The 25,013-nt window shown below is 62.9% G+C and carries 15 protein-coding genes; 6 read left to right on the top strand and 9 right to left on the bottom strand.

Annotated elements, in window-relative coordinates; all coding sequences use genetic code 11:
* Window positions 1-47 precede the first annotated feature (47 nt).
* From pbpC to N8A98_RS12250, 4 genes are all read right to left on the bottom strand, one after another.
* Entirely contained in the window at window positions 48-2,180 is a 2,133-nt protein-coding gene (pbpC, locus tag N8A98_RS12265; protein ID WP_262171645.1) for a penicillin-binding protein 1C, read from the bottom strand.
* A complete protein-coding gene (locus tag N8A98_RS12260; RefSeq protein ID WP_262171644.1) occupies window positions 2,177-7,675 on the bottom strand; it encodes an MG2 domain-containing protein in 5,499 nt (1,832 codons plus the stop codon). Before N8A98_RS12260 ends, pbpC begins: the two co-directional genes overlap by 4 nt.
* A gap of 94 nt (window positions 7,676-7,769) precedes the next feature.
* A complete protein-coding gene (locus tag N8A98_RS12255) occupies window positions 7,770-8,270 on the bottom strand; it encodes an NUDIX hydrolase (protein ID WP_262171642.1) in 501 nt (166 codons plus the stop codon).
* A complete protein-coding gene (locus tag N8A98_RS12250) occupies window positions 8,270-9,943 on the bottom strand; it encodes a Na/Pi cotransporter family protein (protein ID WP_262171641.1) in 1,674 nt (557 codons plus the stop codon). Before N8A98_RS12250 ends, N8A98_RS12255 begins: the two co-directional genes overlap by 1 nt.
* A 159-nt stretch (window positions 9,944-10,102) precedes the next feature.
* Here N8A98_RS12250 and N8A98_RS12245 point away from each other — a divergent pair, with 159 nt between their 5' ends.
* Window positions 10,103-11,128, top strand: a complete 1,026-nt coding sequence (locus tag N8A98_RS12245) for a LacI family DNA-binding transcriptional regulator (RefSeq protein ID WP_262171639.1) — start codon at window positions 10,103-10,105, stop codon at window positions 11,126-11,128.
* Here the strand turns inward: N8A98_RS12245 and N8A98_RS12240 are convergent.
* The 5 genes from N8A98_RS12240 to N8A98_RS12220 all read right to left on the bottom strand — a co-directional run bounded on the left by N8A98_RS12240 (window position 11,125) and on the right by N8A98_RS12220 (window position 18,662).
* Window positions 11,125-12,180 carry an ABC transporter ATP-binding protein gene (locus N8A98_RS12240; RefSeq protein ID WP_113121217.1) on the bottom strand — a complete coding sequence of 352 codons (1,056 nt, stop codon included), beginning with the start codon at window positions 12,178-12,180 and terminating at the stop codon, window positions 11,125-11,127. The two genes, N8A98_RS12245 and N8A98_RS12240, sit on opposite strands and share 4 nt — an antisense overlap.
* 60 nt (window positions 12,181-12,240) lie before the next feature.
* Window positions 12,241-15,441: an alpha-mannosidase gene (locus N8A98_RS12235; RefSeq protein WP_262171637.1), complete on the bottom strand. Its 3,201-nt coding sequence runs from the start codon at window positions 15,439-15,441 to the stop codon at window positions 12,241-12,243.
* The gene (locus tag N8A98_RS12230; RefSeq protein WP_262171635.1) at window positions 15,438-16,253 is read right to left on the bottom strand and encodes a carbohydrate ABC transporter permease; all 816 of its coding nucleotides are present in this window, start codon (window positions 16,251-16,253) and stop codon (window positions 15,438-15,440) included. Before N8A98_RS12230 ends, N8A98_RS12235 begins: the two co-directional genes overlap by 4 nt.
* Window positions 16,254-17,153: a carbohydrate ABC transporter permease gene (locus tag N8A98_RS12225; protein WP_113121214.1), complete on the bottom strand. Its 900-nt coding sequence runs from the start codon at window positions 17,151-17,153 to the stop codon at window positions 16,254-16,256.
* A gap of 189 nt (window positions 17,154-17,342) precedes the next feature.
* The gene (locus N8A98_RS12220; protein WP_262171633.1) at window positions 17,343-18,662 is read right to left on the bottom strand and encodes an extracellular solute-binding protein; all 1,320 of its coding nucleotides are present in this window, start codon (window positions 18,660-18,662) and stop codon (window positions 17,343-17,345) included.
* 275 nt (window positions 18,663-18,937) lie between these two features.
* Between N8A98_RS12220 and N8A98_RS12215 the strand changes: the two genes are divergently transcribed.
* The 5 genes from N8A98_RS12215 to yjfF all read left to right on the top strand — a co-directional run bounded on the left by N8A98_RS12215 (window position 18,938) and on the right by yjfF (window position 25,013).
* A complete protein-coding gene (locus N8A98_RS12215; RefSeq protein ID WP_262171632.1) occupies window positions 18,938-19,975 on the top strand; it encodes a LacI family transcriptional regulator in 1,038 nt (345 codons plus the stop codon).
* Window positions 19,976-20,357: 382 nt separating this feature from the next.
* The gene (gene ytfQ, locus N8A98_RS12210; protein ID WP_390888822.1) at window positions 20,358-21,332 is read left to right on the top strand and encodes a galactofuranose ABC transporter, galactofuranose-binding protein YtfQ; all 975 of its coding nucleotides are present in this window, start codon (window positions 20,358-20,360) and stop codon (window positions 21,330-21,332) included.
* Between the two features lie 188 nt (window positions 21,333-21,520).
* Complete coding sequence (locus N8A98_RS12205; RefSeq protein ID WP_113121211.1) at window positions 21,521-23,038, top strand: sugar ABC transporter ATP-binding protein; 1,518 nt, start codon at window positions 21,521-21,523, stop codon at window positions 23,036-23,038.
* The gene (locus tag N8A98_RS12200) at window positions 23,035-24,039 is read left to right on the top strand and encodes an ABC transporter permease (RefSeq protein WP_262171630.1); all 1,005 of its coding nucleotides are present in this window, start codon (window positions 23,035-23,037) and stop codon (window positions 24,037-24,039) included. The genes N8A98_RS12205 and N8A98_RS12200 overlap by 4 nt, the downstream gene beginning before the upstream one ends.
* Window positions 24,036-25,013 (top strand): galactofuranose ABC transporter, permease protein YjfF, encoded by a 978-nt coding sequence (gene yjfF, locus N8A98_RS12195; protein ID WP_262171628.1) that lies wholly within the window; start codon window positions 24,036-24,038, stop codon window positions 25,011-25,013. The genes N8A98_RS12200 and yjfF overlap by 4 nt, the downstream gene beginning before the upstream one ends.

Here is a 25,013-nt window from a genome sequence, read left to right as displayed (position 1 = left end):
TTTTTGCATGCTCACTCACTGGGGAGGCGTTGGGACCAACACACCCCTCAGTTCAAAAACACCGTAACCTTGTCCCCTCGCCCCTCGGCATCCACCACCGAGAGCGTCACATAGCCCGCTCCATCCGGCTGCCAGGCGTTCTGGCGGGCGAAAGCCGACCGACCAAACGGCGCGCCATTGGCAAAGAAGGTGAAGGGCGGCACCCCGTCGCGCACCTTGACCATGAGCGAAGCCGCGCTGCCCGAAGCCAGCCCCAGATCGACATCGACCCCGTCGGCCGGAAAGGCGATCTTGGGCGCAGCATCGCGCGCCACGACATCTTCATTGGGATGGCGGAAGCGGCGCAGCGGCGCGGGCAATTGGGTGTTGGAAGCAAACAGCACGCCCGGCGGCGCCTTGCGCAACGGCGCTGTGCGACTTCCCAACCGATCGAAACTCTCGAACAGGATCGGCGCGGCACCGATAATGCCCGACAGCCCCGGCACCGGCGCACCATCAGGCCTGCCGACCCAGACGCCGATCACCGTCTTGCCGTCAAACCCGATGGCCCAGGCATCGCGATAGCCATAGGACGTGCCGGTCTTGTAGGCGATACGGCCGGGTGAACCATTCAGCGGCGGCGGCACATCGGCCAAGATATCGGCGACATACCAGGCCGCGACCGGATCAAGCACCGGCGCAGGCTTTTCGAACGCCAATGTCGTATCGGGCTTGACCCCATCGCGTAGCCGCACCGGCGAGCCGCCGCGGGCAATGGCGCCATAGATGGACACCAGATCGCGCAGCGAAATGCCCACGCCACCCAGCCCCACGGCAAGGCTCGGCGCTGTATTCACCGGCAGGCGCGGATCGGCATATGCCCGCTTCATCCGCGAAATCAGCCGCGACGGTCCCACCGCGTCGAGCACCACGACGGCCGGAATATTGAGCGATTCGGTCAGTGCCTGCCGCACCGTCACCGTGCCCCGGCTGAAGCCGTCGAAATTGACCGGCACATAACCGCCAAAGGCGGTCGGCCGGTCTTCGATCAGGCTTTCGGGATGGGCGAGGCCCAATTCGAAGGCCAGCCCATAAATCAGCGGCTTGAGCGTCGAGCCGGGCGAACGAATGGCGCTGGTCATGTCGACATAGCCGGCGCTCTCGGCATTGAAGAGGCCCGCCGAGCCGACCGAGGCAAGGATCTCCCCGGTTTGGATATCAGCCGCGACAATCGCCACGGACACTTTGGGATCGATCTGGCGGGCACGGGCAGCACCCAGCCGCTCCAGCGCATCCTGCAATCTTTTGTCCACCGTCAGGCCGATCTGGCGCATGCCCGGCTGCGCCCGCAAAGCCTGCTCGGCCATGTGGCTGGCCAGCATGGGAAACTGCTTGCGCGCCGTAGGGATCGGCTCCTGCTTGGCCGCTTCCGCCTCCTCGGCGGCAATGGCGCCTGCCGTGACCAGCCGGTCGAGCACCATGTCGCGGCTGCGGCGGGCGGCATCGGGGTCCCGATCGGGCCGGCGAGCTTCGGGCGATTGCGGCAGGGCGACCAGCAAAGCCGCCTCGGCCGTGGTCAGCCGCGTCGGCTCCTTGCCGAAATAGGCAAGGCTGGCCGCGCGAATGCCCTCGATATTGCCGCCATAGGGCGCCAGCGTCAGATAGAGATTGAGGATCTGATCCTTGCTCAATTGCCGCTCGAGGCTATCGGCATGCACCATCTGGCGCAGCTTGCCCCAGAGATTTCGTGTGGGCGCGCCCTCGAGCAGGCGGGCCACCTGCATGGTCAGAGTCGAGCCGCCCGAAACGATATTGCCCCCTGCCCCCACATATTGCCCCGCCGCGCGCAGCATGGAGCCCCATTCAACGCCATGGTGACCGGCAAAGCCGCGATCCTCATAGGCCACCAGCATATCGAGAAACCGCCGATCGACCTGCGCCGTCGTGACGGGCAAGCGCCAGCGCCCATCCTTGGTGGTGAACGGCCGCAGCAATTGCCCGTCCCGATCCACCACCGCGACCGATACCGGCATGGTGGCCAGATCAGGCAAAACCGGCAGGGTCGCGGCAATCTCCCCGATCACCGAGCGGACATAGATCGTGCCGCCGGCCAGCAACCCGCCGGCGAGCAGGCAGGCGACAAGCGCCACCCGCCGCCAGCGCGGAGCTTTGCGTGCAGCACTGGCGCCCGTCTCGGTCATTGTCCCGCTTGGGTGACCTCGATGCGGCCCGCGGCGGTATTGCCGCGGAATTCGGGCCGGTACATGTCCTCCACCGTCGCGCCCGGCAGGGTGAAACTGCCCGGGGAAACGGCGCGGACCATATAGGCCGTCCTGAACGTGGCGGTATCCGAATAATAGCGGAAGGCCGCGACGAACTGGTCGGTGCGCGATTCCACATGGGTCGGCGCATCCACCGTGAGCCAGGCGAAATCGGACACGCCCTCGCCCGCCGACAGGTCCGGGTTTTCGATTTCGAAACCCGCCGGCAGCGGATCGGCAATGACATATTGCCCCGAGCCCAGATGCTGCGGCTTGACCGTCAGCAACACTACCAGCCGCTCATTCTGGGCGATTGGCGCATCCTGCGGATCAACGCTGGTGCCATCAGGCAGGAAATATTCCCGCGTGATGCTAAAGCCATTGCTCGAAACCGGCGGCGGCGTCAGCGGAATGGCTGTCACCGTCACCTTGGCTTCCGTATCGGTCGCACCATTATTGGTGATCTCGACAGCAGCAGCTTCCAGCTCTTCCTGGTCAAAGCGGCGATAGACCGGACCGGTCAACGCCTCCCCATTGACCGTAATGGAGCCATCGGCACTATCGCGGCCCACTGCAGCTGCAGCCAGCAGCGTCCAGCTGTCTTCCTGGGTCGAGGTATAGCGCGCCCGATCCCGCAGCTTGGCCAATTGGCTGGTAAGCGCACCAATATCCACGCCGGCCGGCTTGAACTCGGCGGCTAGCGTCAGCACGCCCGCTGTATCACGCAAGAGGCTCCCATAATCGGAGCGATAGCGATTGGGTTGCTCGGCCTTGCGCAGATCTTCCACGGCAGCGAGGAAGGCGGTTTCCGAGCGGGTGCTATCGCCATAAAGCGCCAAAGCCGCGCCCAGCTGGGCCTTGGCCAGCGGCGAAGCGAAGGCATCGAGCCGGGCTTCGAGGTAATAGCGCAGATCGCCAATGGCGGCACGGCCGGCGCGGGCCAGATCGTGCAGCGCATAGGCAATGGCTTCCCCGCCATTGTCGAAATCGGTGGCGTAGGACACCTGGTTGGAAAGGTTATCCAGCGCCATGGTCATGGCATCCTCGGGCACGGCATAGCCTTCCGCCTTGGCCCGGATCAGGAAGTCGGTGACATAGGCATCCAGCCACAGATCCCCGCCATCGAACGGACCCCAGAGGCCAAAACCGCCGGTGGAGGTCTGCTTGGCAAGGGTCGAGGCAATGGCCTTGGTCACGGTCTCGTTGAGCTTGTCGTCACTGCCCACCCCGATCATGCTGGCCACTTCGTTGAGGTACAGCAGCGGCAGAGCACGGCTCGAGGTCTGCTCGGCGCACCCATAGGGGTAGCGGTCGAGCGAGAGCAGCAGGCTTGGTACATCGAGACGCGCCAGCGGACCAATGGCGAGCGTCAGCGCACCAGTATTGGCCATATAGCTATCGAAATAGCTGTCCTCGACGCTGACGGTTTTCCCCGCCGGCAGCGGAATCAACCGGCTGGTGGTCACCGGCCCACTGGTGGCGCGGACGCCCAGCGTCAGCTCCTTCTTCTGGATCGAACCATCGGGCGCGGTAATGGTCAACACCACCGGCCAATCGCCAATCCCCGTTCCGGTTAGGCTCAGGTCGAGCGACGTGCGCGCGCCCTGGGCCAGTTCGACATCGGTATTTTCCGCATCGGTCGAAATGCCCTGTCCGGTGCTCAGCGCAATGCCATAGCTCCCGGCGGCGCCGCTGACATTGTTGACCTCGACCAAGAGGCGAGACTCATCCCCCACGCGCAGGAAGCGCGGCGGGCTCAGTGTCACGACGACCGGATCGCGCACGATAACATCGGCCGAAGCATGGCCAACCGCCGTGTCAGTCCAGGCCATGGCCATCAGCCGCACCGTGCCGGAAAAGTCTGGCATCTCGAAGGTGACGGTCGCATTGCCCTCAGCATCGACCTTGACGATACCCGAATGCAAAGCCACCAGCACCGAAGTTGGCGGCGGTGTGCCCAGGCGGGACGCCCCGCCATCGCCGCCCGAACGCATCGCGCCGGGCAGGCCCTGGGTCGGGTCGATCAGCAGCCCATAGAGATCGCGGATTTCCATGCCCAGCTGCCGCTGGCCGAAATACCAGTCGTCGGGCGCCGGCACCTTGAAATTGGTGAGGTTGAGAATGCCCAGATCCACCGCGGCAACGGCCACATAGGTCTGCTGCCCGGCGGCCACATTGCCCAGCTTGACCGTGGCGGTGAAGCTTTGGCGCGGCAGCGTTTCCTTGGGCGCGTCGATGCTCGTGGCGAGCTTGAGATCGCCCGGCTCGACATCGGCAAAGGCCAGGCCCAAAGCCCGTGACGGCATGCGCTTTTCACTGGCATCGGACGGACGATAGAGCACGGCCGTCACATAGGCGCCCGGCCCCCATTGCTCGGTGACCTTGAGCGGCACAGTCATGCCGCCTTCGGGCACTTCGACAGCAACCATATCGATGATGCGGTTATCCACCACCATCACCAAAGCCGTGCCGGCAAATTGCGGATCGAGCTTGAGATTGGCGGTGTCACCGACGCGATAGGCCGGCTTGTCCAGCGCCACCTGCAGCGTGTCCGGCGTGTCGCTGCCGGCATCGGCATAATAATAGCCGGCATAGAATTCGTAGGTCGACGAGGTCGGATTGGGCCCGGCGCTTTCGATTTCGAGCTGGTAACGGCCCCAATTCACATTGGCGCCGATGCGGGCGGGCCCGCCTGCGACCGTGTCGAGCGTCCCATTGGCCGCTTCGCGCGTCGTCGTAATGGCTTCCCACTTCCAGCTGCTGCCATCGCGATACCATTGGTAGTTGGTTTCGATGCGCGACAGCGTCCAGGTCAGGCCCGTCTTGGCAATCGCTTCGCCCTGCGGCGAAACCGCCACGATATCGAACTCGGCCTTGCTGCCTTCGCCCAGGCCCGTCGCGTCGGTAAAGGCCGGCTTGATGCCGATCCGATCGACATCGGCAAGCACCGGACGGGTCAGCGAGCGCTCGACCGTGCGGCCATTGGTATCGACCAGCCGCAGAATGATCTGGGCTTCGAGCGGCCGCGTGGTGGATTGCGGCTCGGGCAGCACGACAGCGGCGACCGCCTTGCCGGCTTCATCGGTCGTGCCGACCACGCCCAGCGGCTCGCGATTGGTTTCGATCGTGTCGTCTTCGCGGCCAAAGGTATAGCCGGGGAATTGCTCCAGCGTCGTGCGCGGCCGCAGCACCGCGTCGGCTTCCACCGCCAGGCCAGGCGCCGTAGCGCCATAGAGATATTTCGCGGTGACATCGATGGCAGTCTCGACGCCCGTTTCGACCGGTGCATCGGGCGCAGTAATATCAAAGGCCAACCGCTCAGGCTCGAAATCCTCGACGAGGAAGGCCACGCTGGTCAGCGCCGCCGCCTTGGGGTCGGCATAAAGCCGCACCGTCCAGGAGCCACGCATCGCGTCGCCCACCATGGGCAGCGCGGTGAAATAGCCCCCCGCCCCTCCATCGCGGAGCACATCCCGGGTCGCGACGACGCCATCCGGCCGCTCGACTTCCATGGTCAGCGGCATATCCTTGACCGCCTGCGCCCGCGCATCACGCAACAGGGCCGTCAGATAAACCGTCTCACCCGGTCGATAGACACCGCGTTCCGTGGTGGCATACAGATCCAGCGGACCCGGCGACGGCCGGCCTTCAACACCCCGATCAGTCAGATCGAAAGCGGGCTTGGACAGATCAAGGAAAGCATAATCGCCATCCTTGGTTTCGGCGACCAGCAATTGCGGCGCCTTGCCGCCCGTGCCACGCGCCAGGCCCGGCGCAAACACTGCCCGGCCATCGGCATCCGTAACGCCTTCGCCTAAAATCTCATTGTTGACCGCGACCAGCCGCACATCGACGCCAGCCATCGGCTTGGCATCGCCCAGCCCGCGCACAAAGGCATGCACGCCATCATCGCCCGCAATCGTGGTCAGACCCAGATTGGACACGATGAACCATTGGGTGGCCAGGCTATCCCAATAATCGGCTTCGCTATCGGCCACCTTGGCGGTCACCACATAGGCGCCGGGCGGAATATCCTTGAGCACATCGGCAACCGGAATGGCCGTGGTGGTCAGCGCATTGGCCGCCCCCTTGGCGAGGTCCACCTTCCCGTCCCAGATCTTTTCGCCATATTGGTCGGCGACATTCTCGGCCGAATAGCCGGTCAGCGAGCCCTGGAACACCCCGTCGCGCACCGCGGCGGCAATGGACCGGTCCCCGATGCGATAGATCATCACGTCAGCGGTTTCGGCATTGACCGAAGTGATCGGCAGCCCGCCACCGAGGCCGGCCGGCATCACATAGGCATTATTGGCAAAGGCCACGAAGGGCGAACGATCGGGCACATAGACGTCGAGCTTGACGTCCTTGCGCAGCGTTTCGCCATCGGCTGACGGCAGGCCGGCACGCAGCTGAATGGCATAACGGGCGCCATGCTGCACGCCATCGATACAAATCTGGCTCTGCTCCGTTTCAATGGCCGCCTGCGGCGCATTGGGCACCACGATATAGCCGGACAGGTCCGTGCTGCCCGAGGGCAGCGGATCGGAAAACACCACGCAGATGCGCGGCGAGGCGGATTCGGCATCCACTTCATGGCTGGTCACGCGGAAGCCATGCTGGGCAATCACATCATCCAGCTCCGCCTGCAATTGCTTGCTCGGCGCCAGCGCCAGGCTCGCGCGATAGGTGGCAATCACCTCGCGCCACATTTCACGATAGGCCATGCCTTCGGCCAGGGACTTAAGCGCCACGGCGCGGTCGTCCCGCTCGGTCGAACGCAGAAAGGCATTCATCGCCGCCGACGTGCCGGTCGAGGCCAGATCATAGCTATTGTCGCCCTCGGATTGACCCGCCACGGCCTTGGCCCGGGCCAGCGCCACATCGGCCAGCGCCTGCCAGACGGCCCGGTCATTGGCATTGATCGCCAAAGCCTGCCGGAACGCCACAATGGCTCCAGCCGGATTTTCCTCGGTCACCGCCTGCTCGGCAGCCGCGACCAGATCGGCATAGCTGGTCTTGGGCGGCGGCGTATCTGTGCTGGGCAGCCCCGTGGCAAAGCTCTTGGCCTGCGAGATCAAATCCTGCGGCGGAAACGGCAATTCGGCCTGGCGCGCGGCCTCGGTGGCAGCGGGCGTCGGCGCCCGGCTGACGCGGCCCGACGTGGCACCGTTAAATTCGGCGATTTCGTTGCTGTCGCCCTTGAGGAAACACCAATTGGACTGCGCATTGAAGGTGAAGGCGCGGCAGATATTGTCATCCACACAGGCGCTGCGGCAGGCATCGAGATCGGTATCCCTGAGGATCGAATAATCGAACCCCGGCAGGTCGGTGTTTTCCAGCACCGTCACCTTGACGTCCGCCGCCTGCGCGCTCACGAGGCTGAGCCCCATCAGCACAGCCGCGCCCAACCAGCGCAACGCCCCCAGCTTGCCCATACCCCAGCCCTCTCCCAACGCATACTCGCGGTGCCACCTTAAGGGGCGCCGCCATGCCGGTAAAGCTGATCACGCTGGGGGAACGCAGAAAGCGTTACCGTAACAATGCGATAGGCTCCGACCGGCTCAGGCCGAGGAGGAAATCTCGCAATTGCGGCTCATATACGGCATCGGCCGCCACTGCGATGTCGAACCATGCTCGCTCGCGTTGCCCGGCCTCCGGCCAGTCATCGAGCAGCTTCTTGACCTTGAGGCTGAACACCGTCACCCGGCAGGGCAGAGCCTCGCCGGTCTTGAGGATTTTGTTATAGGCGAAGGCACCGATCGGCTTGTTGCGCATCTTGCCCTGCACACCGGCTTCCTCGAACGCCTCGATCTCCGCCGATTCCATGGCCGATTTGCCCCGCACCAGCCAGCCCTTGGGCAGGAGCCAATGCCGGCTGGTGCGCGAGGTGACCAGCAGGATTTCGAGCGTGCCACGGCGGCCAATCCGCCAGGGCACCGTGGCAAACTGCGCCGCAAAATCCAGCGGCGTCTCGCCAGCCACGATCTGATCCACTTTGGTCCTTTCCATCACCGGCGTCTTGGCTCCCATCACTTCTGCTCCAAAGCCGGTGCCGCGCTGGCCTGATGTACCAGCCGGCTTTCGCTCAATTCGCCCATTTGCTCCAGGATCGGCACGGCCACCGAAGCCAGATGCGCATTGATGCGCTTGAGATCGCGCAGGATATCGAGATGCAGCGTGCTGGTTTCCAGCGTCTCGCTGCGCAGCGCCCGCACCCGCTTGAGGTGCCGCTCGCTCGACGCCGCTTCGAGCCGCCGGATTTCGACCTTGCCCGCCATCAGCGCCCGCGCCAATTCTGGATCACGCCCGAAAAACACCGATTGCGACAGCCGCAGATTTTCGATGGTCTTGGCATACATTTCCTGGATTTCGGCCAGTCCCTCAGGCGAGAATTTGAGCTTGCGCTGGGTCTTCTTGGTCGCCTGCTCGCACAGGCCCCGATCGATAATGTCCCCGATATGTTCAAGATTTATTGCATAGGACACGATCTCGGCCGCCCGCCGATCATCATCGGGGTCAAGTTCGCCCCGGCCCAGCTTGGCGAGATACAGCTTGATCGCTTCCTGCAGCGCATCGACATCGTCATCGAACCCGCCCAGCTTGTCGCGCAGCGCCGGATCGTTCTGCATCAGCCCATTGAGACTGATTTCCAGCATCTTGCCGACCAGATCCCCCACCCGCAACGTTTCACGCGCCGCCACGGCCAGCGCGATAGCCGGCGTATCGAGCGCCCCGTCGTCAAGATAAGTCGGCCCCTGCTTGCCCGCCGCCCGCGCCGGCACCAGCTTGGTGGCAAGCGCAGCAATCGGATCGAGCAGCGGCAAAAACACCACCAGCAGCACCAGGCTGAACCCGATATGGGTGGCAATGGTCAGCATATGCGCATTGGGCAGCAGCGGCAGCGCAAGCGCCGCCACCGGCCCGGCAAACGCCGTCAGCACCAGCGCCCCCAGACCGCGCACCACGAGGTTACTCAGCGTCAACCGCCGTGCTTCGACGCCCTCGCGCGATACCGCCAACCAGGGCGGAACGGCCCCGCCCAGATTGGCCCCCGCCACCAGGATCACCGCCAAAGTCGGCGTCACCAGCCCCGATTGCGCCAGCAGCGCCACGAACAGCACCACGGCAAGGCTGGACGACGCCACAAAGGCCAGCCCCGTCGCCAGCAGCAGCGCAATGACCGGCGCATCGCCCAGCCCGGACAGCACAGCGATGACCATGTCGGATTCGCGCAGCGGCTCGGTGACCTGCCCCAGCAATTGCAGCGCCAGCAGCATCAGCCCCAGCCCCAGCGCCGCCCGGCCAACGCCCTTGCCCCGCGCATATTGGCTGACCGAATAGGTCACGACCCCGATCAGGATCATGGCCGAGCCGATCCAGTGCACATCCATGGACAGAATTACTGCGGCAATCGCCGTGCCGACATTGGCGCCCAGCATCACCGCCTGCGCCATGCGCTGCTCGATAATGCCGCGGCTGGCAAAAGACGCCGTGATCACCGCCGTCGCCGTGCTCGATTGCAGGGCCAGCGTCGCCAGCAGCCCCGACAGTGCCGCCTTGAAGCGGTTGCCCGTGCCCTTGCCGATCCACTGGCGCAACGAGCCGCCAAAGGCATTCATGATGCCGGTCTTGATCAGGCGCAGCCCCCAGATCAGCAGGGCGCCGGCTCCGAGCAGATCGATCAGATGGATTGTTGACGACATTGAAACCTGTTGATCACCAAGGCTTGCACACGGTTGCAACAGACTACGCCCTTTCGATGACGCGTCAACGTCGATCTTGCCATTGGCCCCGTTGGACAAGTTTTGCCGGGCACGCTAGTAAGCTGCCCATGCACGGGCGTGCACGTTGCGGGAGGGCAAATGGACATCAAGGCGAAAGGTTTCGTCAGTGCCGAAACGGTGGCGCGCCTGGCGGGCGTCTCACGCTCGGCCGTGTCGCGCACCTTCACCGATGGCGCCAGCGTGTCGGAAGCCACCCGCAAGAAGGTGCTCGAGGCCGCCGATGCGCTTGGCTACCACGTCAACCATCTCGCCCGCGGCCTCTCGCATGACCGCAGCAACATTATCGGCATCATCGTCTCCGAAATTCCTACGCCCTACCAGGCGCGCATGCTCGACGAAATGACCCGCCAATTGCAGGTCATCGGCAAGGTCGGCATGGTGATCAACACCACCGGCGACCAGGAAAGCGTCGCCAATGCCCTGCGCCAGACGCTCAATTTCCGCGCCGATGGCGTCATCGTGCTGTCCGGCACCCCCGACGCCTCCCTGATCGCCAGCTGCGTCGCCAATGGCCAGCGCGTCATCCTGATCAATCGCAGTGACCACATCGAAGGCCCCGCCAATTTGGCGGTCGAAAATGCCGAAACCGCGCGCGAAGCCTATCACCTGCTGCGTCGTGCCGGCTGCCAGCGGCTCGCCGTGGTCTCCTCCACCGCCGGCACACCCAGCCTCACCGCTCGCGACAGCGCCTTCGTCGCGGCCGCTCAAGAGGATGGTTTGAGCGTTCCCATCATCCGCGCCGGCCCCACCGGCTATGCCGCCGGCGCCGAAGCCGCCCGCCAGCTCTATGGCCGCAGCGGCGGCCCCGATGGCGTGTTCGGCGTCACCGACCTGCTGGCCCTGGGCTTCATGGACGCCGCCCGTCACGCCTTCGGCCTGCGCGTGCCCCAGGATGTCAGCATTGTCGGCTTCGATGACATCGAACAGGCCGGCTGGGAATCCTACGCCCTCACCACCTTCCGCCAGCCGGTGGAAGAAATGGTCGAGCACATCATGCAATTGCTCTCCCAGGCCGGCCCCGACGAATGGGCGCACACCGTGCCGCCCATCAAGCCAATCCCCATCTGGCGCAAGTCGGTGCTACCGCGACCGGGCGCGGCCTAACGCAGGGCGCGCCCCTCAGCGTCAAACAAATGCACCCCATCCGCCGGCAGGCCGATATGCACCTGCTCATGCAATTGCAGATCCGGCGCGCCATCCAGTTTGACCGTCATCAGCTCGCCCGAGGCCAGTTCCACATAGGCCAGGGCATATTCGCCAAACTGCTCGATCACCGACAGCGTCCCGCTGAAATGTGCTGCTTCGGGGCTCGCCAGTTCCAGATGCTCAGGCCGCACGCCCAGCGTCACCGCCTTGGCCAATTGCGGATGCGACAGCGGCAGAGCCTTGCCATCGACTAGCCGCAACTGATTGCCTTCCACCACCACCGGCAAAAAGTTCATGCGCTGGCTGGCAATGAACCCGGCCACAAAGGTATTGACCGGATTGCGATAAAGCTCGAGCGGTGAGCCCACCTGCTCGATCCGCCCGGCATTGAGCACCACGATCCGATCAGCCAGCGTCATGGCCTCGACCTGATCATGCGTAACATAGATCATAGTAGCGTCGAGCGTGTCATGCAGCTTGGCGATTTCGACCCGGGTCTGCGCCCGCAGCGAGGCATCAAGGTTACTCAGCGGCTCGTCGAACAGAAACACCTTGGGATTGCGCACAATGGCCCGGCCGATGGCGACACGCTGGCGTTGCCCGCCCGATAGCGCCTTGGGCATGCGCTCGAGATAATCCTCGATCTGCAAGATCCGCGCCGCCTCGCGCACCCGCTGGTCCACCTCGGCCTTGGGCGTCTTGGCCAACTTCAACCCAAAAGCCATGTTTTCGTAGACGCTCATATGCGGGTAAAGCGCATAGGACTGAAACACCATGGAAATGCCACGCTGGGGCGATGGCACATCGTTGACCACCCTGCCACCGATCGAAATCTCGCCGCCCGAAATCGGCTCGAGCCCGGCAATCATTCTGAGCAATGTGGATTTGCCGCAGCCCGAGGGGCCGACAAACACCACGAACTCCCCCGATTTGATGTCGAGATCGACACCATGCACCACTTCGAGCGAACCATAGGATTTGCGGATGCCGCGCAGGGTAACATCAGCCATGATTTTCCTCCCTATTCGATAGCGGCCACCCCGGCACAAGGCCGGGATGGCCAATGGCCCTTAGGCTGTTTCGATCAGCAGCGTTGCGATCTCGAAGGGCCGCAGCGACAGTGTCACCGCGTTGTCGGTCAGCTCCAGCGCGTCGCCCGCGCCCTCTTCCATCAGATTGACCACCCGCACCGACTTGACCGGAATGCCAAACGTGATCGTCGCTTCGGCCCGGATATTGGCGTGCTCGAACACGCGCAGCACGATGGCATCGGACTTTTCGGCCTTCTTGACCGTTTCCAGCGTCACATTGGACTGATCGACACTGGCGAACGAGAAGCTGCCCGCATCTTCGGCCGCATCGGCCACCGGCTGCAGCGAACCGATCACGGCGACCGGATTGTTGAAGCGCTCAGCGGCACGATGCACATCGGCAAGATCGGCCACGCCGTCATGCACGAACAAAGCATAGCGTAGACGATGCTCGCCCAGATCGGCCTCGGGATGTGGGAACGTCGAGCCCCGCACCAGGGTCAGCCGCACCGATTGCTCGAGGCAATCATAGGCATATTTGCAGTCATTGAGCAGCGACACACCAAAGTCGGCCTCGCTCAGATCCACCCAGCGATGCATCGAGGCTTCAAACCGCGCCTTGTCCCAGCTGGTATTGCGATGGGTGGGGCGCCGCACATGGCCGAACTGGATTTCCGAGCGAATTTCGGAGGTGTTGAGATCGAAGGGGAACTGCGCCTTGAGCACCGTCTGGCGCTCCTGCCAGTCGATAAAGGTATCGAACTCCACCTGCCGCGCGCCGGCGGCCAGCGACACCACCTGCACCACGGTTGAGGCCTGATATTTGCGCTCGATGCGAATGGCAGCCCGATGCGGCCCGGTTTCGAGCACGGTGATCTTGGCCTTGGCATCCGCCAGCGGCCAGAACTGCTCCTCGAAATAACGATCGATATCCCAGGCGTCCCATTCCATCGGCTTGTCTTCATAAGCGATGAGCCGGTTGGCCTTTTCGCCCGCCGCAATGGTTTCGCGATTACGCGTCTTGTCGAACACCGAAGTGATTTCGCCCGAAGCGTCGAACGTAACCTTGAGCAATTCATTCTCAAGATGGCTCGTCGACACCGAAAGTGGCGAGCTATTAGCCGTCGCCCCGGTCACGATCTGCGCCCCCGTCCAGCCCAGCGGCGCCAGATCGGAAACCGGCGCCACATAGGCCACCTCGCCACCAGCGCCGGTGACCTTTTGCAGGCTATGCTGATTGCCGCCAATGCTGAGCGAATTCCCTTCGAGCCCCGCATCACTGCCGACGCTGACCAGACCCGAGCGGGTCTGCCCGGTAAAGTTGAACAGCTTGATCCCGCCGCCGCCCGCCTTGCTCAGCGCGGCTGCCGCACTGTGCCAGGGACCATTGGCCGAACCCAGGGTCGAGAAAATCTTGCCATATTCATTGTCGCTATCGACATAGACCTCGGGGATCGACGTGCCCGGCAGGATGTCGTGGAATTGGTTGATCAGCACCAATTCCCAGAACTCGGCCAACGTCTCCTTGGGATAGGGCGCACCCGTCGTCGCCAGCGCCAGCGCACCAAGCAATTCGAGTTCGCGCAACAGGCGCTCGGCTTTGCGGTTATTAGCCTTGTTCTTGGCAACCGAAGTCAGCGTGCCGCGGTGATATTGCAGGTAAAGCTCGCCATTCCAGGTCGGGAACTTGTTGCCCGGCGCGTCCATCTTGGCGCCGAGGCGGTCAAGGAACGGCACGATGCCTTCAAGCTTGACGCGCGGCGCGCCGGGAATGCCGCGTTCGAGACGAATGCCGCGCTCGATCATGCCGCGGGTCGGCCCGCCACCGCCATCGCCATAGCCATAGGACATGACCACTTCATCATGGACCGCCTTGGGCTCATAGCGCTTCCAGGCGCCCATGGTCTCGCTGACCGAGAGGTCACCATTATAGGTGGTGTAAACCGCCTCGCTCTCATAGCGCTGCGCGGTGATCAGCTGGGCCTTGGTGACGGTGCCGTCGATCCCCCGCCAGTGGAAACTGTCATAGGGATGCCGGTCGGTATCGTTCCAGCTCAGCTTCGAGGTGACGAAATATTTCAGACCCGACTTGTCCATGATCTGCGGCAGATTGGCCGAATAGCCGAACGTATCGGGCAGCCATACGGTCTTGGGATCAACGCCGAATTCGGCCAAATGGAACTGCCGCCCGCGCATGATCTGGCGGACCAGGCTTTCGCCCGAAACGATATTGACGTCGGGCTCGACCCACATCGCCCCTTCGATCTCGAACTGGCCGGTCTTGACCCGCGCCTGCAGGCGATCCCACAGCTCGGGATAGTCCTTCTTGAGAAAGTCGAACAGCACCGACTGGTTATACATGAAGACGAATTCGGGATATTCCTCCATCAGGTTGAGCACCGTAGCAAAGGACCGGCCCGTCTTGTCGCGGGTATGCATCACGCGCCACAGCCAACCCACATCGAGGTGGGTCGAACCCACGGCCGTGATCTGCGGCTGGGTCTCGGTATCGACCAGCGCATAGATTTCAGCGGCAATCTTTTCGGCTTCGCCCAGCGAGGCCTCGAACTCGGCCGTATAGCCGCCCCGGCGATCCAGCGCGCGCAATGAGCGATCAATGATGTTGAGGATTGCCTGGCGGCGCGGATCGTTCTGATAAAGCCGCGTCGCCACATCCAGCGGCGTCTGCAGGTCCCAATAGAGCTTTTCGGCCCGCTCGCTGCGCGTATAGAAATCGACGGCGAAGCCGACCAGTGGACGCTCGAAAAAGGTGAAGGCATTGACCAGCAGCACATGCTTGCTGCCGGGCTTGGCATTGCGCTCGATGACCAATTCAGTGTGGTTGCCATCCAGCGCCTGGGCGATCTTGCCATCGAGATAGGCCAGGCATTGCGGATCGGTTGAGCCCGGCCGATCCTGCCACTGGCTGGTGAATTTGAGCACAAACGTCTTGCCGGCGGCAGCTTCGGGCACAGTCACTTCGGCGGCAAACCAGGTATGGCCCTGCTTCTTGGCCCAGACCGAATGCGAGCCAAATTTCTCCCAACCGCGCCAATCTGCCTTGAGCGCGGTTTCGGTCGTCACGTCATCGCGCAGCACATGCCACTGGAACGGCGCGTCATGGATCGGCGTTAAAATCTTCTTTTCGAGATCGGCGCAGAGCCTGAGGAGCTTGCCTTCCATCTTGAGGTCATCGTCCAGCAAGCCAAGCTTGGACGAAAGGGGATTGGAATAGGTCATCCTTTAACTCCGACACCGGCGAACCCTGTGTTCATGTTCCGCCGCAATAGAAAATATACGCCGACCGCCGGCGCTGCGTAGATGATGGAATAGGCCGCCAGGAACCCGTATTGCACGGACCCCTGCTGGCCAAAGGCCGCGTAAAGACCGACCGACATGGGAAAGCCGGCCTCGACGCGAGAGAAGATCAGCGGCAACAGGAACTCGTTCCAGGCCCCCGTGAAGCTGAAGAACCACACCACTGCAATACCGGCGCGTGACATGGGCAAGACAATCCGCGTCACGATCTGGAACAGCGAAGCCCCTTCCACATAGGCGGCTTCTTCGAGCTCGATCGGCACGGTATCGAAGAAATTCTTCAGCAACAGCAGCGTGAACGGCAGGTTCAGAATCGTCAGCGCGATAATCACGCCGAACTGGTTGAGCAGCCCCCCGCGCTGCGCCGCAAAATAGAGCGGCACCAGCACGCCCGCCGAAGGCAGCATGCGCAGCAGCACCAGTGTCCACAGGAAGGCATTGCGCCCCGGGATTTTAAGCCGTGACAGCGGATAGGCCGCGGCAATCCCCACCACGACGCTGAGCGTCGCCGTACCCGCCGCAATCAGCACCGAATTGAGGAATTGCCGCCCAGCATTGCCGCTGACCGCCAGCGCGAAATTGTCCAGGCCCACCGATTGGGGAATGGCCAGGCTCCCCGTCGCCGCCGGGTTGAAGGCATTGAGGATGAGCCAGGAAAACGGGCTGACCCAGATGATAGCCATGAAGGCGAGGGCAATCGCGGTCAGCCGCGAGTGAGCGGGATTGGCTTCCATCTATTTCGGCTCCCGCAGCATGCGCAGATAGACCAGCGACAACAGGCCGACGATGACCAGCATGGCCACCGAAATGGCGCTGCCAAAACCCAGATTGCCGCGCGAAAAACTCTGATTGTAGAGGAACACGGCCAGCGTCTGCGTCTGCGTGCCCGGCCCGCCCCCGGTCATGGCGAAAATCAGCGGGAAATAGGTGAAGGTCCAGATCGTGATGAACAACATATTGGTGGCGATATGCGGCCGGATGATCGGCAGCATGACCAGCCAGATGCGCTGGAACGGGGTCGCCCCATCCACCTTGGCCGCCTCCACCACTTCGCGCGACACCGAATCCAGCGCCGCCGAAAACAGCAGATAGGACCAGGCCGTACCCTTCCAGATATTGGCGATGGTCACCACCGGCAGGGCATAATCATTGATGAAATTGATCGGCTGCAGACCCAGCGGCACGATGATCAGCGAGTTGACCAGCCCGGTCTGCGACGTCGTCGCCGACCACAGGAACGCCGCCACGATATCGGGCAAAAGCCAACCCAGCATGATGCAGACTTCGACCACGGTCTTGATCGTCGACTGCGTGCCGCGCAATAGCGCCGCCAGCAGAAAGCCCAGCACCGATTGGCCCACAATGGCCGAAAAGAACACGAAGATGACCGTGGTCCACAGCGATTCAAGGAACCCGCGCCGCGTGAACAGCCGCTCGAAATTCTGCAGCCCCACCCAGCTCCACTCCACCGATTTGCGCCCCACCAGCGCCAGATCGGTAAAGCTGAAGGCAAAGGCCCAGGCAGTGAAATAGAGCAGCACCCCGATCAGCAGCAAAGCCGGCAACATGCCCAGCCCCAGCACAAGCAGGTTGCTGGTGAGCCAGGGATTGGCCTGGTTTTTCATCAAACTCATTCACACGGGCCCATGATTTTGCTCGGTGTCATTCCGGCGCCGGCCGGAACCATCCTGAGATTTTGCCGCGTCGTCGATCTCGGGTGACATCGCGTGTGGGGATAGATGTCGCGACACCATGCGACACCCAAAATACACCCTGTCACGGCGGCCCCTATTCTGGAGACCGCCGCACCGGGGAGGTGTGGCTTATTCGTAGGTGATGACCTTGTCCTCGCCGAACTCGTCGACCAGGGCATCATGATATTCCTGCACCACGTCTTCGACTTCGGCGCCGTCCAGGATATCGGCCGTCATCTGCTGCACCAGGGCCGAAACCGTCTGGTAGCCGGGCACCGTATCGCGGCCCGTCGTGTCGGCGGCCAGCGCCGTTGCCTTGGCCAGATACGCGTCTTCCATATATTCGGGCGAGTCCGAGATATCGGTACGCACCGCCATGCGATGATTGGCCAGCGTCCAGGCCTTGAAGTTCTCGACGTCGAAAATCGTCGTTACCAGCTGGAACGCCAGATCCGGATTGGCGGCCTTGGCGTTGACGCCGATGGTCCAGCCACCCGAAATATTGGTGGTCGCCTTGGCGCCGGGCTCGCCCGAGCCGGGCCATGGGGTCCACCCTACCATGGCATCGCGCTCTTCACGGGTCGGCAGGTTCACCCCGTTGCAATCCCACAGGCACGCATCTTCCCACGAGCCTGAAGCATGGATGCCGAGCTGGTCATTGGCCAGCGCCTCGCGCACCGCCACACCGGGATCGGCCGCATAATTGAGGTCGGCCGGCATGCCCATATCGCCATAGACTTTCTTGTAGAATTCCAGCGTCCGGCGGATGGCCGGGCTGTCGCCGATCCACTGCCCCGTCTCGCGATTGAGCAGGCGGTTGCGGTCACCCTCAGGCGTATCCGCGCCCAGCAGCAGCATGTAGAAGCCCTGCATGGTGGAGGCTTCGCCCTGCTTGGTGCCGGCGGGCAGCTGGAAGAAATATTGCACGCCCGCATCCTTGAGCTTCTGGGCGGCGTCGAGCACATCGGCCCAGTTCTTGGGCTCCCACGGCACGGCAATGCCGGCCTTTTCGAAATTGGATTTGTCGTACCACAGCATGCGCACGTCGGTATCGGTGGGCAGGCCATAGACCTTGCCCTCATAGGACGCGACTTCAAGCAGGCCGGGCTGATAATACTGGAACTGGTCCCAGCCTGCCCCCTGCTCGTTGAGCGGATGCAGATATCCCGCCGACGCCAGTTCGGACACCATGAAACTGTCCATCTGGATCACATCAGCCGCCGTGCCGGCGCTCAGGTCGAGCGCAATGCGCTGATCATAGCCCTGGCCGGGCAGCTTGATCGCATTGACCGTCTCCCCCGTCGCCGCTTCGAAATTCTTGATGCCGGGTTCGACCAGGGACGAGAGCCATTCGGCATACATGATCGTCACTTCGGCATGCGCCGGCAGGGCAGTCGTCGCGGCCATGGCAATGGCGGCCACCGTCGTCAGCAGATTCTTTTTGAGCATCAACTCCTCCTCGAGTGCTCGCGCCGCGACATTGCGCGGCTTTGCGGCGCCAGACCCTCCCCCGGCGCGGCCCAAGGTAAACACAGGAAATGCAACGTTGCAAATCCTAATTGTCTCGTGCTCTTATGAACCGCGTCATGCGGCGTTTTTCGTAGGAATTTATGGCCATTTGGAGCGCTTTAGCCTGTTGAATACATTCTGCATCGTTGCAAGCTGAACAGCATTTGGAATATCAGGCAGCCGGTGTAAAAGAGAGGCCGGGGACAAATGAAATCATGAACCAAACGCCAAAGCCGGGTTCGCGGCCAGGCAGCGCCCATCAGCGCGTGACGCTGAAGACGCTCGCCGAGTTGACCGGGCTCAGCCTTTCCACTGTTTCGCTGTCATTGCGCGGCGGCACCACGCTCAAGCAGGAAACCCGCCAGCGCGTCATGGACGCGGCACAATCGCTGGGCTATGTGCCCGACCGCGCCGGCGTGCGCCTGCGCACCGGCAAGACCAATGTGGTCGCCCTCGTGCTCGATGGCGCCGAGGATTCCATCGATTTTTCCCGCCGGATGATCCAGGGTATCGGCCAGGCCATCAAGAATACCCGCTACCACCTAACGGTGATGCCCGAATTCGAGCGCCAGCTCTCCACCGACACCATCCGCTACATTCTGGATAATCGCACCGCCGATGGCGTGATCATCACCCATACCGGCCCGCGCGACCGCCGCGTACAGATGCTGATCGACGCCGACTTTCCCTTTGTCAGCCACGGCCGCACCGAATTTTACAGCCCCCACCCCTATCACGATTTCCATTCGGAAACCTTCGCCGCCATGGCCGTGCAGCGCCTGGCCGAGCGCGGCTGCAAGAATGTGCTGCTGATGATCGGGGATGACAGCACCACCAATTACCACAATATCGTCACCACCTTTCACCGCACCACAGCCCAGGCCGGCATGCGCGCCAGAGTGCTCGGCGGCCCGGTCGCGCTGGGCGGCTCGGCCGATGTGCGGCGCCTCGGTGAGGAACTGGCCCGCGCGCCCGACCATCCCGATGGCATTATCAGCGACAGCGAAATGCGCGCCATCGCCCTGATCGGAGGCCTGCAGGATGGCGGGCTGCAATTGGGCCGCGATGTCCAGCTGGTCTACAAACAAACCTCCGACATCCTGCCCACCCTCTTCCCCACGCTCGACAGCATCCAGGAAGACGTCTTCGGCGCCGGCGTCGAACTGACCCGCCTCCTGCTCAAACGCATCGACGGCGAACCCGTAGAGACGCTACAAACCCTGGCCGAACCCACCCCCCAATGGCGCAGCTGAGCGGGCAGGCTTCCAGTAGACCTCATGGTGAGCCTGTCGAACCACAAGGTCGTGGCACCGCACTCCCTGCCACGCCGCCAAGCAATCACGCCGCGCAAATGGGTCGATCCCAAGCTCTCCTCCCCACCGTTCTCCCTCGGGCCTGACCCGAGGGCCACTCTCAGCTTGCACTAAACCCAATGGCCGCCCGACCATCCCTCAGGTCCCGAGCGGAAACCGCCGCATTTGCTTGAAAATCCGGGGCCTGACCCCTCTTCACGCCACCGCAAAACAAACGACAAATACCCCTTCACGTCCTCACTTTACATATAATAGTACTTTATATATCGTCCCCTCATCGCTGAAGGTGAATACGCCTCGGCGGCCACATTGGGAGGACATCGTGAACATCATTAAAACGCTCGCCGTCGCGGCGAGCCTTGCTACTGCTTTGACGTCTGTCGCTATCGCGCAGGATAGCCTGAACGGCCTGGTCGTCGGCTTCAGCCAGATCGGTTCGGAATCGGGCTGGCGCGCCGCCGAAACTTCAGTCACCAAGCAGCAGGCTGAAGAGCGCGGCATCGATCTCAAATTTGCCGATGCGCAGCAGAAGCAGGAAAACCAGATCAAGGCCATTCGCGGCTTCATCGCCCAGGGCGTCGATGCCATCCTGGTCGCGCCCGTCGTCGCCACCGGCTGGGAAGATGTGCTGACCGAAGCCAAGGAAGCCGAAATCCCGGTCATCCTGCTCGATCGCGGCGTCGATGCGCCTGAAGACCTCTACCTCACCTCGGTTGCCTCCGATCAGGTCAAGGAAGGCCGCGTTGCCGGCGATTGGCTGGTCAATGCCGTCGGCACCGAGCCGTGCAAGGTCGTCGAACTCCAGGGCACTGTCGGTTCCACCCCCGCCATCAACCGTAAGCAGGGCTTTGAAGAGGCCATCAAGGGCCACGACAACATCACCATCGCCCGCAGCCAGACTGGCGATTTCACCCGCGCCAAGGGCAAGGAAGTGATGGAAGGCTTCATCAAGGCCGAAAATGGCGGCGCCGATATCTGCGCTGTCTACGCTCACAATGACGACATGGCCGTTGGCGCCATCCAGGCCATCAAGGATGCCGGCCTCAAGCCTGGCACCGACATCAAGGTGGTCTCGATCGACGGCGTGCCGGACATTTTCTCGGCCATGGTGGCCGGCGAAGCCAATGCCACGGTGGAACTGACCCCCAACATGGCCGGCCCCGCCTTCGATGCGCTCGCTGCCTACCTCAAGGACGGCACCGAGCCCGCCAAGTTCATCATCACCGAATCCAAGCTCTACACCCCTGCCGACAATCCGCAGGGCGAATATGACACCCGCAAGGGTCTGGGCTACTAATCTTAGCTATGGTGCCGCCGAGTATTCGGCGGTTTAGGCAAGATGCTGATGAAGGGCCTCCCTCCCCCTTGAGGGGAGGGCTGGGGAGGGGTGGTTATGTGGTTGACCAAACAGCCCCTCCCTCGGTCCCTCCCCTCAAGGGGGAGGGAAGGAAAATCTCATCCAGCTGGACGCCCGGGGGAGTGCGCATGACCGATAGCCCTTACGTGCTCGAAGCACGCGGCGTGACCAAGATTTTTGGCAATCACACCGCGCTCGACGCCATCGATTTCGGCCTGCGGCCCGGCGAGGTCCATGCCCTCTTGGGTGAAAACGGGGCCGGCAAGTCCACCCTGATCAAGGTTCTGACCGGCGCCTACCAACCCGATGTCGGCGGCGTCTTTGTCGACGGCGCTCCGGTCACCCTCGATAATCCCCTTCATGCGCAGACCCATGGCATCGGCACGGTCTATCAGGAGGTCAATCTCCTGCCCAACCGCTCCGTGGCCGAAAACCTCTATCTGGGCCACCAGCCCACCCGCTTCGGCCTCGTCGACCACAAGAAGATGGAAGCGGCCGCCAAGACCCTGCTCGAACGCTATGGCCTGGCGATCGATCCCGGCAGCGATCTGGGCAGCCATTCGGTCGCCGTGCAGCAGATCGTCGCCATTGCCCGCGCCGTCGAACTCTCCGGCAAGGTGCTGATCCTCGACGAACCCACCGCCAGCCTCGATCGCAACGAAGTCGAGCGCCTGTTCGAGGTCATTGCCGACCTCAAGCAAAGCGGCCTTGCCATCATCTTCATCACCCATTTCCTCGATCAGGTCTTTGCCATCTCCGACCGCGTCACTGTGCTGCGCAATGGCAAGCTGGTCGATACCCGCCAGCTCGACAGCGTCAGCCGCACCGATGTGGTCCGCCTCATGCTGGGCAAGGACATCGCCTTTTCCGGCGCCACTGATCTGGAACCCGAGCGCCCCACCACCGACGTGCTGCTCGATTTCAAATCCTATGGCCGCAAGAAAAGCGTGCATCCCTTCGATCTGACCATCCACAAGGGCGAGGTCATCGGCGTTGCCGGCCTGCTCGGTTCCGGCCGCACCGAAATGGCGCGCCTGATGTTCGGCGCCGATCCGGCCGATCAGGGCACGCTCACTGTCGCCGGCAAGCCCACCGCCATCCGCAACACCACCGATGCTATCAGCCGCGGCTTCGGCTTCTGCCCCGAGGATCGCAAGGCCGAGGGCATTTTCGGCGATCTCTCCGTGCGCGAAAACATCATCATCGCACTGCAGGGCAAGCTCGGTTGGTTCCGCGCCCTCAACCGCGACGAACAGCTCGAAATCGCCGGCAAGTTCGGCGAGGCCATGGATATCCGCGCCGCTTCGCTCGACATGCCGGTCAAGCTGCTCTCGGGCGGCAATCAGCAAAAGGTCATCCTCTCGCGCTGGCTCGCCACCGACCCGGCCTTCCTCATTCTGGACGAGCCCACCCGCGGCATCGATGTGGGCGCCCATGCCGAAATCGTGCGCACCATCAATCGGCTGCGCGACGATGGCATGGCCATGGTCGTCATCTCCTCCGAACTCGACGAAGTGGTCGCCTATAGCTCGCGCATCGTGGTGATGCGCGATCGCGAAATGGTGGCCGAATTGCGCGGCAAGAATATCAACCCCGGAGTCATCGTGCAGGCCATCGCCAATTCCGCCGACGAGGCCCAGCCATGAAGCGCCTCCATCTCGAACGCCTCGCCAATCCGCAATTGCTGGCGCTCGCCGGCGTATTGCTCATCAATTGGCTGCTGTTTCCCAATTTCTTCCGCATCACCTGGCAGGATGGGCGCCTGTTCGGCAGCCTGATCGACGTGCTCAATCGCGGTGCGCCGGTGGCGATCCTGGCCATCGGCATGACCGGGGTGATCGCCACCAAGGGCGTGGACCTGTCGGTCGGCGCCATCATGGCGGTGTGCGGCGCCGTTGCCGCCACCATGGTGGTCGCCGGCTATCCCACGCCAATCGCTGTTATCGCCGCGCTTGCCGTCGGTATTGCCTGTGGCCTGTGGAACGGCTTTCTCGTCGCCATCCTCGATATCCAGCCCATCGTTGCAACCCTGGTGCTGATGGTGGCCGGGCGCGGCATTGCCCAGCTCATCACCGAAGGTTCCATCGTTACCTTCAACGACCCCGCGCTAATCTTTATCGGCACCGGCTCCTTCCTCGGCTTCCCCATGGCCGCGGTCATTGCCCTGGTCCTGCTGATCTTGGTGACGGTTCTGGTGCGCAAAACCGCCATCGGCCTCTTCATCCAGGCCATCGGCGTCAATCGCGCCGCCGCCACCCTGGCCGGCATCCGCAGCCGCATGCTGCTGGTCCTGGTCTATGCGCTATCCGGCTTCTGCGCCGCCATTGCCGGCATCGTCGTCGCCGCCGACATTCGCGGCGCCGATGCCAACAATTCCGGCCTCTGGCTCGAACTCGACGCCATCCTCGCCGTAGTCATCGGCGGCACCTCGCTCCTCGGCGGCCGCTTCTCGGTGCCCATGGCCGTGGTCGGCGCCATCATCATTCAGGCCATGAATACCGGCATCCTGATGTCGGGCTTCCCGCCTGAATTCAATCTCATCGTCAAGGCCGGCATGATCATCCTGATCCTGCTGATCCAGTCGCCCTTTGCCGCGCGCCTCTTCACCCGGCAGCGCCTCGTTCCCGCCAAGGCAGGCCCCAAATGAAACGCAGCCTGCGCCCCCTGGCGGCCACCGCCGTCATCTTCATCATCGCCTATGCCGCCAGCGTCGTGCAATTTCCCGGCCTGCTCTCGACCCGCGTGCTGGGCAATTTCCTCACCGACAATGCCTTTTTGGGTATTGCCGCCGTCGGCATGACCTTCGTCATCATCTCGGGCGGCATCGACCTGTCGGTCGGCGCGGTGATCGGCTTCACCGGCGTATTGGTTGCAGTGCTGATCTCCTGGCTGGGCATTCATCCCCTCCTGGCCTTTGCCATCGCGCTGGGGGTCGCGGCCCTGTTCGGCGCCGCCATGGGCCTCACCATCCACTATCTGCAAGTGCCCAGTTTTATCGTCACGCTGGCCGGCATGTTCCTGGCGCGCGGCGGCGCCTCGGTCATCACCCAGGATTCGGTGCCCATCAATCACGAATTCTATTCGACGCTGACCGGCCTCATCATCCGCTTGCCCGGCGGCGGCCGCCTCAGTTTCATTGGCCTCTTGATGATCGCCATCTTCCTCATCGGCGCTCTGCTGGCCCACCGCACCCGCTTCGGCTCCTATGTCTATGCCCTGGGCGGCAACGCCACCTCGGCCTCGCTCATGGGCGTGCCGGTGGCCCGCACCACGGTGCAGATTTACATGCTCTCGAGCGTACTTGCGGCCTTGGCGGGAATCGTCTTTTCCCTTTACACATCTGCTGGCTATCCGCTGGCGGCGGTGGGCGTCGAACTCGACGCCATCTCGGCAGTGGTGATCGGGGGAACCCTGCTCACCGGCGGCTATGGCTTTGTGCTGGGCACCTTTGTCGGCGTCATGCTGCTGGGCCTGGTACAGACCTACATCATCTTCGATGGCACGCTATCGAGCTGGTGGACCAAGATCGTTATTGGCGTGCTGCTATTCTTGTTCATCGTCCTGCAGCGGATCATATTTGCCGCCTCCGCACCCGGAGAAAAGTCACCCGAGAAAGTGTAG

This window comes from Devosia neptuniae, from assembly GCF_025452235.1.
Taxonomy (GTDB): domain Bacteria; phylum Pseudomonadota; class Alphaproteobacteria; order Rhizobiales; family Devosiaceae; genus Devosia.
This window is presented reverse-complemented; position numbering and strand designations above follow the sequence as displayed.

Excerpts from the sequence above, each read along its gene's own strand:
- pbpC (WP_262171645.1), bottom strand. The coding sequence starts at position 2,180 with ATGACCGAGACGGGCGCCAGTGCTGCACGCAAAGCTCCGCGCTGGCGG.
- N8A98_RS12260 (WP_262171644.1), bottom strand. The coding sequence starts at position 7,675 with ATGGGCAAGCTGGGGGCGTTGCGCTGGTTGGGCGCGGCTGTGCTGATG.
- N8A98_RS12255 (WP_262171642.1), bottom strand. The coding sequence starts at position 8,270 with ATGGGAGCCAAGACGCCGGTGATGGAAAGGACCAAAGTGGATCAGATC.
- N8A98_RS12250 (WP_262171641.1), bottom strand. The coding sequence starts at position 9,943 with ATGTCGTCAACAATCCATCTGATCGATCTGCTCGGAGCCGGCGCCCTG.
- N8A98_RS12245 (WP_262171639.1), top strand. The coding sequence starts at position 10,103 with ATGGACATCAAGGCGAAAGGTTTCGTCAGTGCCGAAACGGTGGCGCGC.
- N8A98_RS12240 (WP_113121217.1), bottom strand. The coding sequence starts at position 12,180 with ATGGCTGATGTTACCCTGCGCGGCATCCGCAAATCCTATGGTTCGCTC.
- N8A98_RS12235 (WP_262171637.1), bottom strand. The coding sequence starts at position 15,441 with ATGACCTATTCCAATCCCCTTTCGTCCAAGCTTGGCTTGCTGGACGAT.
- N8A98_RS12230 (WP_262171635.1), bottom strand. The coding sequence starts at position 16,253 with ATGGAAGCCAATCCCGCTCACTCGCGGCTGACCGCGATTGCCCTCGCC.
- N8A98_RS12225 (WP_113121214.1), bottom strand. The coding sequence starts at position 17,153 with ATGAGTTTGATGAAAAACCAGGCCAATCCCTGGCTCACCAGCAACCTG.
- N8A98_RS12220 (WP_262171633.1), bottom strand. The coding sequence starts at position 18,662 with ATGCTCAAAAAGAATCTGCTGACGACGGTGGCCGCCATTGCCATGGCC.
- N8A98_RS12215 (WP_262171632.1), top strand. The coding sequence starts at position 18,938 with ATGAACCAAACGCCAAAGCCGGGTTCGCGGCCAGGCAGCGCCCATCAG.
- N8A98_RS12205 (WP_113121211.1), top strand. The coding sequence starts at position 21,521 with ATGACCGATAGCCCTTACGTGCTCGAAGCACGCGGCGTGACCAAGATT.
- N8A98_RS12200 (WP_262171630.1), top strand. The coding sequence starts at position 23,035 with ATGAAGCGCCTCCATCTCGAACGCCTCGCCAATCCGCAATTGCTGGCG.
- yjfF (WP_262171628.1), top strand. The coding sequence starts at position 24,036 with ATGAAACGCAGCCTGCGCCCCCTGGCGGCCACCGCCGTCATCTTCATC.